At 37.1% G+C, this 14,083-nt stretch carries 14 protein-coding genes; 8 read left to right on the top strand and 6 right to left on the bottom strand.

All coding sequences use genetic code 11. From position 1 onward, the window contains the following. Positions 1–19 precede the first annotated feature (19 nt). On the bottom strand, positions 20–952 hold the full coding sequence (locus KG732_RS09895) for a YihY/virulence factor BrkB family protein (protein ID WP_213523085.1): 933 nt from the start codon (positions 950–952) through the stop codon (positions 20–22). Beyond that, positions 945–1,811: a carboxylating nicotinate-nucleotide diphosphorylase gene (nadC, locus tag KG732_RS09890; protein WP_213523083.1), complete on the bottom strand. Its 867-nt coding sequence runs from the start codon at positions 1,809–1,811 to the stop codon at positions 945–947. The genes KG732_RS09895 and nadC overlap by 8 nt, the downstream gene beginning before the upstream one ends. A 213-nt stretch (positions 1,812–2,024) precedes the next feature. Here nadC and rlmH point away from each other — a divergent pair, with 213 nt between their 5' ends. From rlmH to KG732_RS09875, 3 genes are all read left to right on the top strand, one after another. Next, positions 2,025–2,498, top strand: a complete 474-nt coding sequence (gene rlmH, locus KG732_RS09885; protein WP_213523081.1) for a 23S rRNA (pseudouridine(1915)-N(3))-methyltransferase RlmH — start codon at positions 2,025–2,027, stop codon at positions 2,496–2,498. 341 nt (positions 2,499–2,839) lie between these two features. Further along, complete coding sequence (locus KG732_RS09880; protein ID WP_213523080.1) at positions 2,840–5,017, top strand: DNA mismatch repair protein MutS; 2,178 nt, start codon at positions 2,840–2,842, stop codon at positions 5,015–5,017. Positions 5,018–5,209: 192 nt separating this feature from the next. Further along, positions 5,210–5,611, top strand: coding sequence for a thiol-disulfide oxidoreductase DCC family protein (locus KG732_RS09875; RefSeq protein ID WP_213523078.1), 402 nt, complete (start codon positions 5,210–5,212; stop codon positions 5,609–5,611). Between the two features lie 62 nt (positions 5,612–5,673). On the opposite strand, the gene KG732_RS09870 is transcribed toward KG732_RS09875, so the two are convergent. Beyond that, positions 5,674–5,844 (bottom strand): hypothetical protein, encoded by a 171-nt coding sequence (locus KG732_RS09870; RefSeq protein ID WP_213523076.1) that lies wholly within the window; start codon positions 5,842–5,844, stop codon positions 5,674–5,676. A gap of 109 nt (positions 5,845–5,953) precedes the next feature. On the opposite strand from KG732_RS09870, the gene KG732_RS09865 reads away from it, so the two are divergent. Further along, positions 5,954–7,075 carry a TlpA disulfide reductase family protein gene (locus KG732_RS09865; RefSeq protein WP_213523074.1) on the top strand — a complete coding sequence of 374 codons (1,122 nt, stop codon included), beginning with the start codon at positions 5,954–5,956 and terminating at the stop codon, positions 7,073–7,075. A 5-nt stretch (positions 7,076–7,080) separates the two neighbouring features. Here the strand turns inward: KG732_RS09865 and KG732_RS09860 are convergent, their stop codons facing one another. Then, a complete protein-coding gene (locus tag KG732_RS09860) occupies positions 7,081–7,716 on the bottom strand; it encodes a rhomboid family intramembrane serine protease (RefSeq protein ID WP_213523072.1) in 636 nt (211 codons plus the stop codon). A gap of 48 nt (positions 7,717–7,764) precedes the next feature. Here KG732_RS09860 and KG732_RS09855 point away from each other — a divergent pair, with 48 nt between their 5' ends. Then, positions 7,765–8,676, top strand: a complete 912-nt coding sequence (locus tag KG732_RS09855) for a lysophospholipid acyltransferase family protein (protein WP_213523070.1) — start codon at positions 7,765–7,767, stop codon at positions 8,674–8,676. Here KG732_RS09855 and glmM read toward each other — a convergent pair. Then, the gene (gene glmM, locus KG732_RS09850) at positions 8,636–10,030 is read right to left on the bottom strand and encodes a phosphoglucosamine mutase (RefSeq protein WP_213523068.1); all 1,395 of its coding nucleotides are present in this window, start codon (positions 10,028–10,030) and stop codon (positions 8,636–8,638) included. The two genes, KG732_RS09855 and glmM, sit on opposite strands and share 41 nt — an antisense overlap. 62 nt (positions 10,031–10,092) lie before the next feature. Here glmM and KG732_RS09845 point away from each other — a divergent pair, with 62 nt between their 5' ends. Continuing rightward, positions 10,093–10,677: an ACP phosphodiesterase gene (locus KG732_RS09845; RefSeq protein WP_213523066.1), complete on the top strand. Its 585-nt coding sequence runs from the start codon at positions 10,093–10,095 to the stop codon at positions 10,675–10,677. A gap of 183 nt (positions 10,678–10,860) precedes the next feature. Here KG732_RS09845 and KG732_RS09840 read toward each other — a convergent pair whose 3' ends face one another. Further along, a complete protein-coding gene (locus KG732_RS09840) occupies positions 10,861–11,877 on the bottom strand; it encodes a low specificity L-threonine aldolase (protein ID WP_213523064.1) in 1,017 nt (338 codons plus the stop codon). A gap of 201 nt (positions 11,878–12,078) precedes the next feature. On the opposite strand from KG732_RS09840, the gene prfB reads away from it, so the two are divergent. Further along, the gene (gene prfB, locus KG732_RS09835; RefSeq protein WP_213523062.1) at positions 12,079–13,185 is read left to right on the top strand and encodes a peptide chain release factor 2; all 1,107 of its coding nucleotides are present in this window, start codon (positions 12,079–12,081) and stop codon (positions 13,183–13,185) included. A gap of 394 nt (positions 13,186–13,579) precedes the next feature. After that, the gene (locus tag KG732_RS09830) at positions 13,580–14,077 is read left to right on the top strand and encodes a hypothetical protein (RefSeq protein ID WP_213523060.1); all 498 of its coding nucleotides are present in this window, start codon (positions 13,580–13,582) and stop codon (positions 14,075–14,077) included. Positions 14,078–14,083 lie beyond the last annotated feature (6 nt).

Genomic DNA, 14,083 nt, shown 5'->3' with positions numbered 1-14,083 from the left:
TTTTTAGTTTTTAAATATACTACACTGTTTCCAAATTCCGTGCCTTTAAGGCCCGAAGAGATGCATTTAATTCAAACCCCAGCAGTAACAGGTTAGCATTAAGCCATATATAGACCATTAAAATAAGTAACGCGCCAATGGAACCATAAATCTCGTTATAGGAAGAAAAGTTATCAATATAAATCCCATAAAGATAGGAGAATAAAATAATCAACCCTGTAGTTAACAAAGCCCCTATTGATAAAAACCTCGTCGTCCTTCCTTCTTTAGTACCCGTATAATACAAGGTACAAACAAATATGAAGAGCATCATTATTAAAGTGATGTATCTGATAAGCTTCAACCAGATTTCCATGGAATCTTGAGTCATAAAATCTCGTGCTCTAAGCGCTGCTATCCAATATTCAACCACCCCTGCTAATACTACCCCTAGAAAAAGAAAAATAACCAACATAACAGAAACTGCTAAAGCAACAACATATTGTCTAAAAAAACCCCTATTCAATTCGGAATGGTAACTGCGTTCAAAACCATTGAAAATAGCATTGACTCCATTAGCCATTAAAAATAATGAAGTTAAAAAAGCTATGGTTAAAAGCCCTGTATTTTCCTGTAAAGCAATTTCTGAAAATATATTATCGAATGCTCCCGCGGCTTGTGCCGGTAATAAATCATTTACAAAAAGCAATACTTCTTCTTGAAAATTATCAATTTGAATAAAAGGTATTAAATTAAGAATGAATAGAATAAATGGAAAGATCGCCATAAAAAAACTATAAGATATAGAACTAGCTCTTGCCGAAAAAGCCCCTTGAACAATTCCTATAGTGTAAGTCTCCCATAAATCCCAAAAGGTCATTCCCTCAAAACCTGGTAACTTCCATTTATCAATGAGAGCAACAAACCAAGAGATGATGGGTATGCGATCAACTATTTTTTTAAACCTACTCATCAACAGCTTTAAGACTTAAATCTAAATTATAAACACTATGGGTAAGCGCTCCACTAGAGATAAAATCCACACCACATTCGGCATATTTTCTTGCAGTATCTAGGGTGATTCCACCACTGCTTTCTGTAAGGCATTGACCATTTATTAATGCCACCGCTTTTCTAGTATTTTCGTAATTAAAATTATCAATCAAAATGCGGTGAATACCATCATTGGTTAAGATTTCTTTGATTTCCTCCAAATCTCGAGCTTCCACAATTATTTTAAGGTTGCGATTGGTCTCTTTTAAATATTGTTTTGTTTTTTGAATGGCTTTAGAAACACCACCAGCAAAATCAATATGATTGTCTTTAAGCATGATCATATCGTATAAACCAAATCGATGGTTCACACCACCACCTATAACTACCGCCCATTTTTCTAACATACGCATTCCAGGAGTGGTTTTACGTGTATCTAAAATTTTGGTTTTAGTACCTTCTAAAACATCAACAAATTTTCTTGTTTTGGTAGCAATAGCACTCATGCGCTGCATAGCATTGAGCGCCAGACGCTCTGCTTTTAATATAGATTGTGAAGAACCTGTAACATAGAATGCTTCATCCCCAAATTTTACAGGACTTCCATCTTCTATTATTACATCCATCTGTAAGCTTGGATCTACTTCATGAAATACCGCTTTCGCGAAAGCGACACCTGCTAAAATACCATCGTCCTTAACAAGTAATCGCGCTTTACCAATGGCCGTATCAGGTATACAAGACAAACTACTATGATCCCCGTCACCTACGTCTTCTCGCAACGCATTTTTAATAATACGTGTGATTTCTTCCTGAGCCTCTTTAGAGTTGTAATCCATGATACCTATTTTCTTTTCAAAAATACGGATTTCCTCTATTATGAAGTGAAGTTGAGGCTTGCTTTATATGAAATTAAAGAGACTTTTATCACTCCTGTAATTGCCACACTCCTTTGCATTTATAATAGCATCCGTTATCTTGAAACTTTTCCAATACCTGTAAGAGTTAGCATTTTCTAAGGATGGAAATGGTAAATACCATAACTTTGCGACATGAAAATCACACTTCTAGCCGTTGGTAAAACAGACGATTCTCGTATAGAACAACTCACCCAAGTGTATGTAGATCGCTTACATCACTACATTAATTTTGAGTTAGAAATCATTCCTGATCTGAAGAGAACAAAGAACCTCAGTGAAGAACAGCAAAAGAATGAAGAAGGCAAACTAATTCTCAATAAATTGGAAAAGAGTGACTTTGTAAGCTTACTCGACGAGAAAGGTAAGAAATACAGCAGTCTACAGTTTGCAGAGTTGATCAATAAAAGAAGTGTTTCTGGTTTAAAGCGCTTGGTTTTTGTCATAGGCGGTCCGTATGGGTTTTCTCCAGAGGTATATTTCAGGTCCAATTCTAAACTATCGCTAAGCGACATGACTTTCTCTCATCAAATGGTACGTTTATTTGCGGTAGAACAGGTGTATCGAGCATTTACCATATTAAAAAACGAACCTTATCATCATGAGTAGGCTGGGATAAAGCAGGTATCTCTTTTGCTTTATTGTTCCTGTATCACAGGCTTTATACGTTGAATAGTGCCATCTCTTGTTATCCTCCTGTTTTGTAACCCAACTTCTCCACAAAACTATTTTCCTTTGTCTTTTATTCCATGTATCAAGCGCCTCAAGAACCTTTTTAATCAGTATTAAATTTTGTACAACATCAGTCTTATGTTTTTGATTCAAAAGCATCAACTTACCACATCAACAAATTATCACATCAGTCTTCCGCCTTTTTTATATTCTTTCCTTAATTTATTGTAAAATGCACTAGTATCCACTTCTACCTAACTTATTTTTGTAACACTCATATGAAGAATATTTCAACAAAAACGATTCAGGATTTAGAATTCGACGTAGTACTAGCACAAGCCAGCACTTATTGTGTTACAGAGGATGGAAAAGCTGCTGTCAACGCTTTAGAACCACTTACCACAAGGTTTTTAATAGACCGAGAATTAGCTTATACCAATGAATACTTGTGCTCGTTTTCTAGCGAGCATAGAATTCCCAATCACGGATTTGATGTTATAGAGAAAGAACTTCAGTTGCTGGGAATTGAAAACAGCACGTTGGAAAAAGATAGTATTAGAAAACTAGCAGTACTGCCACGTACCGTTAATGAACACATCAAGTTTTTTAAAAAATTACAAGAATATTTCCCTCAATTATTCAAGCGAGTACAGCCTATTGCTTTTAACGAAATCATTCCTGCTCAAGTAGATTTGGTAATGGACCGATTTGGAGAAATCAAAGATGATGCTTCTCCACATTTGAGAAATCTCAGACGTGAGATGAATTCGGTTAGAGGCCAGCTCAATGGTAGTTTTGGTCAAGCGTTGAGTCATTACGGACAGTTGGATTACCTGGACGACATTAGAGAAAGTGTTGTGGAAAACCGCCGAGTTCTTGCTGTTAAAGCCATGTACCGCCGCAAGGTTAAAGGTAAAATAATGGGGAGTTCTAGAACAGGGAGCATCTCCTACATTGAACCAGAGCGCGTGTTAACGCTTTCGCGAAAGCTATCTGAATTAGAAATAGAAGAGCTGGAAGAAATCCAGCGAATTCTTAAAGAATTAACCGAATTTCTACGTTCGTTTATTCCAGAATTTAAAGAATACCGGGAATATCTCGCTCGAACAGATGTGATTGCTGCAAAAGCAAAATATGCTCGTAAAATCAATGGTTGTTTACCTATGATGGTAGCACATCAAGAATTGGAATTGGTAGATGCCTACCATCCGTTATTATGGGTAGCCAACAAGGAACGAGGAGAAAAAACTTATCCACAAACCATACGACTGGCCCCAGAAAACAGGATTATTGTTATTTCTGGACCTAACGCAGGTGGTAAATCCATCACTTTAAAAACTATAGGGTTGCTGCAACTCATGATACAAACAGGAATGCTGATTCCAGTTCATGAAAAGAGCCGAATTTGTGTTTTTGATTATATCTTGACTGATATTGGAGATAATCAAAGTATTGATAATCATTTAAGTACGTATAGTTACCGATTGAAAAACATGCGTGGCTTTTTAAAAACAGCTAATGATAAGACCTTGTTTTTAATTGATGAATTTGGTACAGGGTCTGACCCAGAATTAGGGGGAGCGCTTGCAGAAAGCATGCTGGAAGAACTCGACGACCGTAAATCTTACGGCATCATTACTACGCACTATACCAATCTAAAGATGCTGGCTAACGAGCTTCCTGAAATGACTAATGCCAACATGTTGTTTGATTCTCAATCGCTAGAACCTATTTATCAATTGCAGCTGGGAGAAGCAGGCAGTTCTTTTACCTTTGAAGTAGCTCAAAAAAACGGTATCCCCTATTCTTTGATCAATAAAGCAAAGAAAAAAGTAGAACGAGGCAAAATACGTTTTGACAAGTCTATTGCTGCTTTACAGAAAGAGCGCTCTAATTTGAGACGGAACAACGACAGCCTGCGCGACAAAGAAGTCAAAGCCACCCAACGAGCAACTAAGCTGGAAGACACCCAAGAACGGGTACATCAAAAATTACAAGATTTTCAAGAGCTCTATGACGGTTACCAGCGATTTATTCAGTTGGGTAAGAAGTTTGATAGCCTAGCGGCCAACTTTGAAAACAATAAAAAGAAAAAGTTGTTGCTTGATGAACTGATGAAGATGGTCATCACAGAAAACGTAAAACGACATCCGGCACAAAAGAAAGAAACTCCTAAAGTTGTAAATCAACAAAAAGGAAAGCAACAACAAGTAGAACAAGAAGTAATTCAAAAAGTTCAGAAAATTAGAACTGAAAAAATAAAAGCTAAAGTTGCTCTGGTTAAGGAAGAAGAAAAGAAACCTCAGGTAGCTCTTAAAATAAATGACAAAGTACGACTGGCCGATTCCAAATCGGTGGGGACTATAGATAGTATTAAAAAGGGCAAAGCGACCATAAACTATGGCTTTTTCACCACTATTGCCCCAATAGAACAATTAGAAAAAGTCAGTAAATAGCCTAACAACCGCTGTTCTGATGTGCATAAAGTTCAGTGCTCGATGGAGTCTGTTCTAAAACACGTTGTACACTAATATGTTTTTTTACCTCTAAGAGTTGTTATATTTTTGAAAAGTGGTTATGCGTTCAAGTTGAGAAGCTTACAAACCAGCTTTTACGCAATTTAACTAATGGCATATACCACCCTATAAATGAAAGAACATCAAGACATAGTGTTATTTGATGGCGTGTGCAACTTGTGCAATGCAGCCATTCTGTTCATCATAAAGCGCGATAAAAACAACCGATTTAAATTTGCTCCGTTGGAAAGTGGTGTGGGTAAGGAGTTGCTCTCTAAACATCAAATTGATGCTTCTAAAATAGATTCTATCGTATTGGTAAGTGGGAATTCCGCTTTCGCGAAAGCGAGAGCTGCATTGCGCATCTCAAAACACTTGACTGGACTATGGCCTCTACTCTACTCGTTGATCATTATTCCTAGCTTTATATCAAATGCTGTCTATGATTTGATAGCGAGAAACCGCTACAATTGGTTTGGTAAAAAAGAAAATTGTATGATTCCTACGCCAGAATTGAAATCTAAATTTTTATAAGTTGGATGCACGGATTATAAAACCTTAAGAGTAGCATTAACACCGAAATAGAATTGCTGTACCTACTTAGTTTTCTTGTTTTGCCAGTAAAAATATACACCAGATAGCTCAGTAAAAAAACCAATAAGAATCATTCCTTTTGCGCCCACCACTTCTGTTAGAAACATAACTACCCCTACCAAAACAATGATACTGCCTAAAGCGATCAAATAAATAGAACCTTTTTTATTCATGCTTCAAAGATACTTGTTCTACTTAACGCATTGAAATTACCTATATATTTTTTGCTTTCTTTAACCAGATTAACGTAAATGTCAAGTATTTTAGCTCAAAATTTTAACGATGAAATATCTGATTGTTTTTTTAAGTTTTCTAGCTGTAAATCAATGTAATGAAAAAAATAAGGAAACACACTTTATTAATGGTGATGCTCCTGGAGTCTTAAATGGAATGCGTGTTTATCTTAATGATATAGATGAGAATGGACGCACTATAGTGGTGGATACCAGTATTGTGATGGAAGAAAAGTTCTATTTTGATAAAAAAGAAGAATTGAATACTGAAGAAATAAGATTGATCACTTTAGATGGTAGCCAAGGTAATTTTTTATTATTGATTCAAAATGATCATGTGGCAGTTAGGCTTAAAAAGGATTCTCTTTTTGATAGTGAAGTTGTGGGAAGTAAGTCCAACGAAGATTTAAAACTATTTAAAAAACGTCAATCTACCTATGCCACTAACTCAAGGAAATATCGAGATGAACGAGCTGCAGCTATCAGAAGTGGTGATCAAGCTCTAGCCACGACCATAACGAACCAATGGACTGCTGCTGAAAATGAATTCAGGGATTATGCAACACAAATGGTAACCAGTCATAATTCTAGCGTTATGGCTCCTATGATACTTGGAGAGCTATTAAGTAGCAAAATGTTAGATGAAAAAAAATCTAGGAGCATCTACACTAATTTTGATCCTCAAGTAAAAGAGTCGGTAATGGCAAAAAGAATAGATACCTACCTCCAAAAGGCAGAATCGGTCGTTGTAGGTGCAAAAGCACCTGATTTTGAGGGAGCTAGTCCAGAAGGTGAAATCATACGACTTAGTGAAGTCTTAGGAAAAGTGACGCTGATAGATTTTTGGGCTTCTTGGTGCGGTCCTTGTCGTAGAGAAAATCCTAATGTGGTGAGCGCATACAACAAATACCATGATAAAGGTTTTAATATCCTCAGTGTTTCACTAGATCGCAAAGGAGGTGAAAAAGCATGGAAAGATGCCATCATCAAAGACAAAATGGATTGGAATCATGTTTCTAGATTGCAGTATTTTGGACCACTTGCAAAGCTGTATAACGTCAATGCTATTCCAGCTACCTTTTTATTAGATGAAAACGGTATCATTATAGCAACTAATTTGCGTGGACAAGAGTTGCACCGCAAACTTGAAGAATTACTAAGGGAATCTTAGTAAAATCATTTTTTTAAAAACTTCATCAATACAAACAACACTACTATTGTGGCTGTTAAAGCCGCTACGGTCAGGGTATTGGTATAAATCAGATCAAAATTATAGATTAAAGTTACCAAAATTCCAGCCACCGCTCCACCAAAATGGGCGTCATGGCCTATGTTGTCATTAAGTCTCTTCATTCCATAAAAAGAATAGATCAAATAACCTATTCCAAATACAAATCCCGGAATACCAAAATAGATCCTCATGGAAGGATCTAATAAAATAGCACTATAAATAATTCCGGAAACAGCGCCACTTGCTCCTAGTGCACTATACTGGTACTCGTCCTTATGAAACAGGTAGCTTAAAAAGTTAGCTGCTAATAAGCTGACCAAGTAAATAATAAGATAACTTAGGTCTCCCAGCTTACTTACCACTACATGAGAAAAAAAGAACAGTGTCAACATATTAAAGAACAAATGTCGCTGATCTGCATGAAGAAAACCACTGGTGAAAAAACGCCATTGTTCGCCGCGTTGAATTCCGGCTATATTAAAAAGGTATTTACTTTTAAACGCATAATCTTGAAACCCTTTAAAGCTTATAATCAGGTTGGCCACTATAATAACAATAGTGACAATATCTAGTTGGTACATGAATGAATTTATAACTGACAAGATAGTATATTTGCTTAAAATTAGTACATGCAGGCAGTTGGTTTTTATCTTATATATCCTATTCTTTGGATCATTTCGCGATTGCCTTTTCCAATTGTTTATGTGTTAAGTGATTTCTTTTATTTTATTACTTATTACATCATCGGTTATCGTAAAGAGATCATTAAAAACAATTTAAGAATTGCTTTCCCCAACAAAGACGAAAAGGAAATTACACGATTAGCTAAAAAAAGCACCCAACACTTTTGCGACATTTTTATTGAGATGATTAAGTCCATGGGAATGAGCAAAATGTCGATGAAAAAAAGATTTCTTTGCAAGAACCCTGAAACAGTAAACGCTTTCGCGAAAGCGAAACGCCCCCTTATCGTCATGTTCGGTCATCAAGCAAGTTATGAATGGACCATGGTCCTCGATGAGGTTTTAGACTACAAGGTCTATGCTATCTATAAGCCTTTGAAAAATAAAAGGTGGAATACTTTAATCGTCAACATTAGAAAAAAATTCAATAGTGAATTGGTCGCAATGAAAGAAGCCACCGCCGCAATGAAAGAATCTGCAGAAAAAGAAGCAGCTTTATTTGCACTAGTAGCAGATCAATCTCCTATGGCGGGACGTGCTCAGTATTTCACTAACTTTTTTAACGTACCCAGTGCTGTGTTTAAAGGCGGCGAACGCATTGCAAGAGAACACCAAACAGCAGTAGTGTTTCTTAGGGTCACTAAAGTAAAACGAGGCTATTACGAAACAGAATTTGTCAATATTACAACAAATGGTGCAGAAACAAAGGACTGGCAGATAACCGACACCTTCTTTCAACTGCTTGAAGAACAAATCATCAAACAGCCAGAATATTATTTATGGTCTCATAAACGGTGGAAGTCTACTTTAGAAAATACTAAGCATGCCGTTGAGCTATCTCCTCGAGTTCAGCAATAAATCGATCAGCTAGTGCATCTGCTAGTTGTTGTGTCGAAGCCTCGGTATAGATACGTATAATAGGCTCTGTATTGGATTTTCTCATGTGTACCCAATGGTCAGCAAAATCAATTTTAATACCATCAATACTGGTAACTTCTTCAGATAGGTATTTTGCATGAATATCCTCAAGAATGGCGTCTACTGGCATGCCTTTCACCAATTGAACTTTTTTCTTGCTCATAAAGTAAGCAGGGTAACTGGCTCTCAACTCGCTTACTTTCATTTTCTTTTCAGTAAGTAAAGAAAGAAACATGGCCACACCTACTAATGCGTCTCTACCGTAGTGGGATTCAGGATATATAATACCTCCGTTTCCTTCTCCGCCTATCACTGCGTTTTTTTCTTTCATTTTTTGCACCACGTTCACCTCTCCTACTGCGGCGGCAAAATAAGTACCTCCGTGCTTTTCGGTCACATCGCGTAAAGCTCTTGAAGAGGAAAGGTTTGAAACAGTAGCTCCTTTCTTATGACCTAAAATATAATCTGCACAAGCGACTAAGGTATATTCCTCTCCAAACATTTCTCCTGTTTCATCTACAAATGCCAGTCGATCTACATCTGGGTCTACAGTAATTCCAAAATGCGCTTGGTGTTTTTTAACTGCCTCGCATAAATCTCCTAAGTGCTCTTTAAGTGGCTCTGGATTGTGTGGGAAATGCCCTGTAGGATCGCAGTACAACTCTACTACTTCTACTCCTAATGCTTTACATAAAGCAGGAATAGCTATACCTCCAGTGCTGTTAACACCATCTATAACCACTTTAAAACCAGCCGCTTTTATAGCCTCTATTTGAATAACTTCCAGATCCAGTACCATTTGAATGTGCTGGTCCATATAATCTTCTATAATTTGAACTGTTCCTAAATCATCCACCTCAGCGTAATGGAAATCCTCTTGATCAGCACTGTTTAAAATCTTCTGTCCTTCTGCTCCATCTAAAAATTCTCCTTTATTATTCAATAATTTCAGAGCGTTCCATTGCTTAGGGTTATGACTAGCGGTAAGAATGATTCCACCATCGGCTTGTTCATTGGGAACTGCAAGTTCTACGGTAGGAGTAGTACTCAGCCCTAAATCTATAATATGACACCCCATACCTATTAAGGTGTTTTGTACCAAAGATTGAATCATAGAACCGCTTAATCGTGCATCCCTTCCTATAACTACTTTAGGAGCCTCTTTTCCAGAGTTTTCTTTGATCCAAATGGCATAGGCACTGGCAAACTTAACCGCGTCTAAAGGAGTTAGATTATCACCTGGTGTCCCGCCTATGGTTCCACGTATTCCTGAAATAGATTTTATAAGAGTCATTAATTATTGGTTTACATTTGAAGCAAAAGTAGTCTTTCTAAAAATTATTACTCCAAGCTCTTATGAATTATCTCGCTCACATTTACCTTTCAAAAGAAGACAAAGAATTGAGAATCGGTAATTTTATAGCAGATGCTGTTAAAGGAAAAGACTTCAGTAGGTTTCCTATACGTGTGGCACAAGGAATTATACTCCACCGGCACATTGATACATTTACCGATACACATCCTGTGGTTAGAAAAAGTAAAGACTTAATTAGGGGGACATACGGACATTGGAGCGGTGTTATCGTAGATATGTACTACGATCACTTCCTTGCTGCTAACTGGCTTGACTTTCATGAAATGCCTTTGTCAGATTACGTACAAGGATTTTATAAAGACCTACAAGAGCAGCATGCGATATTACCAAAACGAATTCAAAATTTCTTGCCCTATATGATAGAGCAAAATTGGCTGTATAATTATGCAACCGTAGAAGGTATTTCAAGGATTTTTGAACAAATGAATCATCGTACCAAAGGGAAAAGTAACATGAACTTTGCTCCTATTGAGTTACTTAAATACTATCAGGAACTAGAAGTACATTTTAGACTCTTTTTTAAGGATTTAAAAAGTCATGTAGAAGAACGCAGGTTAGAATTATAAAGTCACCAAATTAGATGCCCAATTCCTATTCTAAAAACCGCTCAATGATTACTTATCCTGTGATTAAATCAATTCCCTTTTACAACCCTCAGAGCGCCTTTTTAAGGCCTTCCCTTTAATACCATCCTAACTTTACCTCTTAATACTTAAACATTGGGCTGTTAAAAAGAACACATTTGACAACTACCAGCTTTTAAAATCTCTAAAAAACTGAAGAACCAACAAATGATTTTCTTGCGTATAATCCAAATGAGTGACCAATCTCAATTTGCCTTGTCCCATATTGCTAATGATCAGGTTTATTGAAGCACAGTAATCCATTACGGCCTTCTCGTCTTTCACTTCAAAGATGACGATATTGGTCTCTACCGGTTCTACTTTTACTACATAATCAAGCGAGGCAAGTAGGTCACCTAGTTCTTGAGCCCTTAGGTGATCTTCTGCCAATCGATCAAAATTATGTTCCAGCGCATAATTTGCTGCAGCGGCCATAAAGCCTATTTGTCGCATACCCCCACCCAGCACCTTACGCACTCGCATGGCCTTTTTCATGATCTCTTTTTTACCAGTAAGTACAGTACCTAGTGGTGTTCCCATTCCTTTAGAAAAACAGACGGAAATGGTATCAAAGATTTCTCCATATTCTTTAGGGTTTTGTCCAGTGGCCACTAGCGCATTCCATAAACGCGCTCCATCCAGATGCAATCCCAGACCGTGCTTTAGACAAACGGCTTTGATTTCTTGAAAGGTTTGAAAGTCGTAACAAGCACCACCGCCTTTATTAGTGGTGTTCTCCAAACATACTAAAGAAGTCAGTGGACTGTGGTAAAAATCTGGCGGATTGATCGCTGCCTCAACTTGAGCAGCCGTTACCATACCTCTTGATCCATCTAATAATTTACAAGAAACACCACTATTGAAAGAAACACCACCTCCTTCATAATTATAGACATGCGCATATTTATCACATATCAACTGCTCCCCGGGTTGCGTATGCATTTTAATTGCCGCTTGATTGGCCATACTTCCGGTTGGGAAAAACAAGGCATCATCCATCCCAAATAGTGCTGCAACTCGCCTTTCTAACTCGTTTACCGTTGGGTCTTCTTTATAAACGTCATCCCCTACTTCTGCTTGAAACATAGCCTCTAGCATTCCTTTGGAAGGTTTTGTTACTGTATCACTTCTTAAATCTATCATTGATGTTTTTTGTTGTTAGGACTTGCTACCTACTCACTTCGATCGACTCACTACGAGCAGGAGCGGTAAAGCTTTTAGGTGTTCCGCTTTCGCGAAAGCAGAACACCTAAAAGCAATATAAAAATAATATCTATCCCACACACAAGCATGGATAAAAGCAACTAATTTAATTCTATTTTTGCAGTAGTTGAAAATGACACTATGATTACTGCCGAACAGGTTAAAGAATTACAAGAACGCGTCCACAAACTAAAGGATTATTTACAGATTGATACCAAGCAAATTGAAATCACTAATCTAGAAGAAAAAACCTTTTCTCCAGACTTCTGGAATAAGCCTAAAGATGCAGAAGTGATCATGAAACTACTGCGTAACAAGAAGCAATGGACAACAGATTACGCCACAGCCGTAACCCTTACGGAAGATCTGGAAGTGCTCTTTGAGTTTTTCAAGGAAGACGAGGCTAATGAAGAAGATGTTATAGTAAAGTATAAGGCCGCAAACGATCTGATTGAAAAACTAGAATTTAAAAACATGCTTTCTAATGAAGGTGATGATATGAGTGCTGTACTTCAAATCACTGCTGGAGCTGGTGGCACCGAATCCTGCGATTGGGCCGAAATGCTGATGAGGATGTACATGATGTGGGCCGAAAAGAATGGTTATAAAGTCAAAGAACTCAATTTTCAATCAGGAGATGTGGCCGGAATAAAAACAGTTACTCTTGAATTGGAAGGAGATTATAGTTTTGGATGGTTAAAAGGTGAAAATGGAGTTCACCGACTGGTGCGCATCTCTCCATTCGATTCTAATGCAAAACGTCATACTTCTTTTGCCTCTGTATATGTATATCCGCTTGCAGATGATACCATAGAAATAGATATCAACCCAGCAGATATTAATTGGGAATTTGCCAGATCCAGTGGTGCTGGTGGTCAAAACGTCAATAAAGTAGAGACTAAGGCCATACTAACTCACCATCCATCGGGTATCGTGATTCACAATTCTGAAACGCGTTCCCAGCTAGAAAACAGAGAAAAAGCCATGCAGATGTTAAAATCACAGCTTTTTGAAATTGAATTACAAAAACGCAATGCAGCTCGAAAAGAAATAGAAGCTGGTAAGATGAAAATAGAATGGGGTTCTCAAATACGCAATTACGTATTGCATCCTTATAAACTAATCAAAGATGTGCGAACTGGTCATGAAACCGGTAATACTGATGCCGTTCTTAACGGAGATTTAGATGCTTTCCTTAAAGCTTTTTTAATGGAAGATAGCAAAGAGACCCCTAGTAACGAGCTTTAACTTAAGTATAGCATACACCATCTGTGTTTTTAAGCTTCAGTTAAAATGAGAACCACTTTATAAAATTGATCTCCAACAAAAGCAGAAAAAAAGGAACATAGCAATGAAGGAGGATATTCCGATTTAAAAGGCTAAGCCATCAACCATTGCATTTAAGTAGGCTATTAGAGCAGTAAAACAAGAACTACTCATAAATAAAACTTTATCAATAGCAACCACTTTAATACAGGGTTTTATAGATAACCATAGGCAGTAATAGGTAAAGAAAAGATGTGACAATTTTTAATAAAAGAACCTTTGTATCTGTATTTCTTAAGACATTAATCTAATCTTAACACTATAAAATACCTATCATCGATGATTAGCATCAGTTTTACAGTAAAATAATTAAATTATGAAAAAGATAGTGGTTACTTTACTTGTATTGCTAGGAGGTATTGCGTCATCAAATGCACAAGAAATTTCAAAAAATGCCATTGGTATTAGAACGGGAGGTGGAAGTGGTTTTGGTACGGAAATATCATACCAACGAGACTTAGGAGCTAACAATAGATTGGAACTGGATTTGGGTTATGAAAGTGGGAAACACTTTGACGGATTTAAAGCCACTGGAATTTATCAATGGATATGGAATCTAGAAGGTAGTGTTAACTGGTACGCTGGTGCTGGTGGTGGATTAGGAAGCAGTAATTTAGATGCTGATTTTCCCGGAAGAGAACGTTTTAATAACGACTCAGAAACTTTTTTCTTTGCCGCAGGACAAGTAGGTATAGACTACCATTTTGACATTCCTTTATTGCTTTCTCTAGACATTAGACCAGAATTCAATTTTGGAGACTTTAGAGATGGAAATGATCTGAATATCGCGTTAGGTATCAGGTACCAATTCTAGATTATC

Origin of the sequence: Nonlabens sp. (assembly GCF_018401815.1) — a bacterium.
GTDB lineage: Bacteria > Bacteroidota > Bacteroidia > Flavobacteriales > Flavobacteriaceae > Nonlabens.
The sequence above is the reverse complement of the archived record's forward strand: the minus strand, read 5'-3'. Positions and strand labels throughout refer to the sequence as shown.

Bases quoted from the DNA above. Each gene is read 5' to 3' on its own strand.
- KG732_RS09895 (WP_213523085.1), bottom strand. From the start codon at position 952: ATGAGTAGGTTTAAAAAAATAGTTGATCGCATACCCATCATCTCTTGG.
- nadC (WP_213523083.1), bottom strand. From the start codon at position 1,811: ATGGATTACAACTCTAAAGAGGCTCAGGAAGAAATCACACGTATTATT.
- rlmH (WP_213523081.1), top strand. From the start codon at position 2,025: ATGAAAATCACACTTCTAGCCGTTGGTAAAACAGACGATTCTCGTATA.
- KG732_RS09880 (WP_213523080.1), top strand. From the start codon at position 2,840: ATGAAGAATATTTCAACAAAAACGATTCAGGATTTAGAATTCGACGTA.
- KG732_RS09875 (WP_213523078.1), top strand. From the start codon at position 5,210: ATGAAAGAACATCAAGACATAGTGTTATTTGATGGCGTGTGCAACTTG.
- KG732_RS09870 (WP_213523076.1), bottom strand. From the start codon at position 5,844: ATGAATAAAAAAGGTTCTATTTATTTGATCGCTTTAGGCAGTATCATT.
- KG732_RS09865 (WP_213523074.1), top strand. From the start codon at position 5,954: ATGAAATATCTGATTGTTTTTTTAAGTTTTCTAGCTGTAAATCAATGT.
- KG732_RS09860 (WP_213523072.1), bottom strand. From the start codon at position 7,716: ATGTACCAACTAGATATTGTCACTATTGTTATTATAGTGGCCAACCTG.
- KG732_RS09855 (WP_213523070.1), top strand. From the start codon at position 7,765: ATGCAGGCAGTTGGTTTTTATCTTATATATCCTATTCTTTGGATCATT.
- glmM (WP_213523068.1), bottom strand. From the start codon at position 10,030: ATGACTCTTATAAAATCTATTTCAGGAATACGTGGAACCATAGGCGGG.
- KG732_RS09845 (WP_213523066.1), top strand. From the start codon at position 10,093: ATGAATTATCTCGCTCACATTTACCTTTCAAAAGAAGACAAAGAATTG.
- KG732_RS09840 (WP_213523064.1), bottom strand. From the start codon at position 11,877: ATGATAGATTTAAGAAGTGATACAGTAACAAAACCTTCCAAAGGAATG.
- prfB (WP_213523062.1), top strand. From the start codon at position 12,079: ATGATTACTGCCGAACAGGTTAAAGAATTACAAGAACGCGTCCACAAA.
- KG732_RS09830 (WP_213523060.1), top strand. From the start codon at position 13,580: ATGAAAAAGATAGTGGTTACTTTACTTGTATTGCTAGGAGGTATTGCG.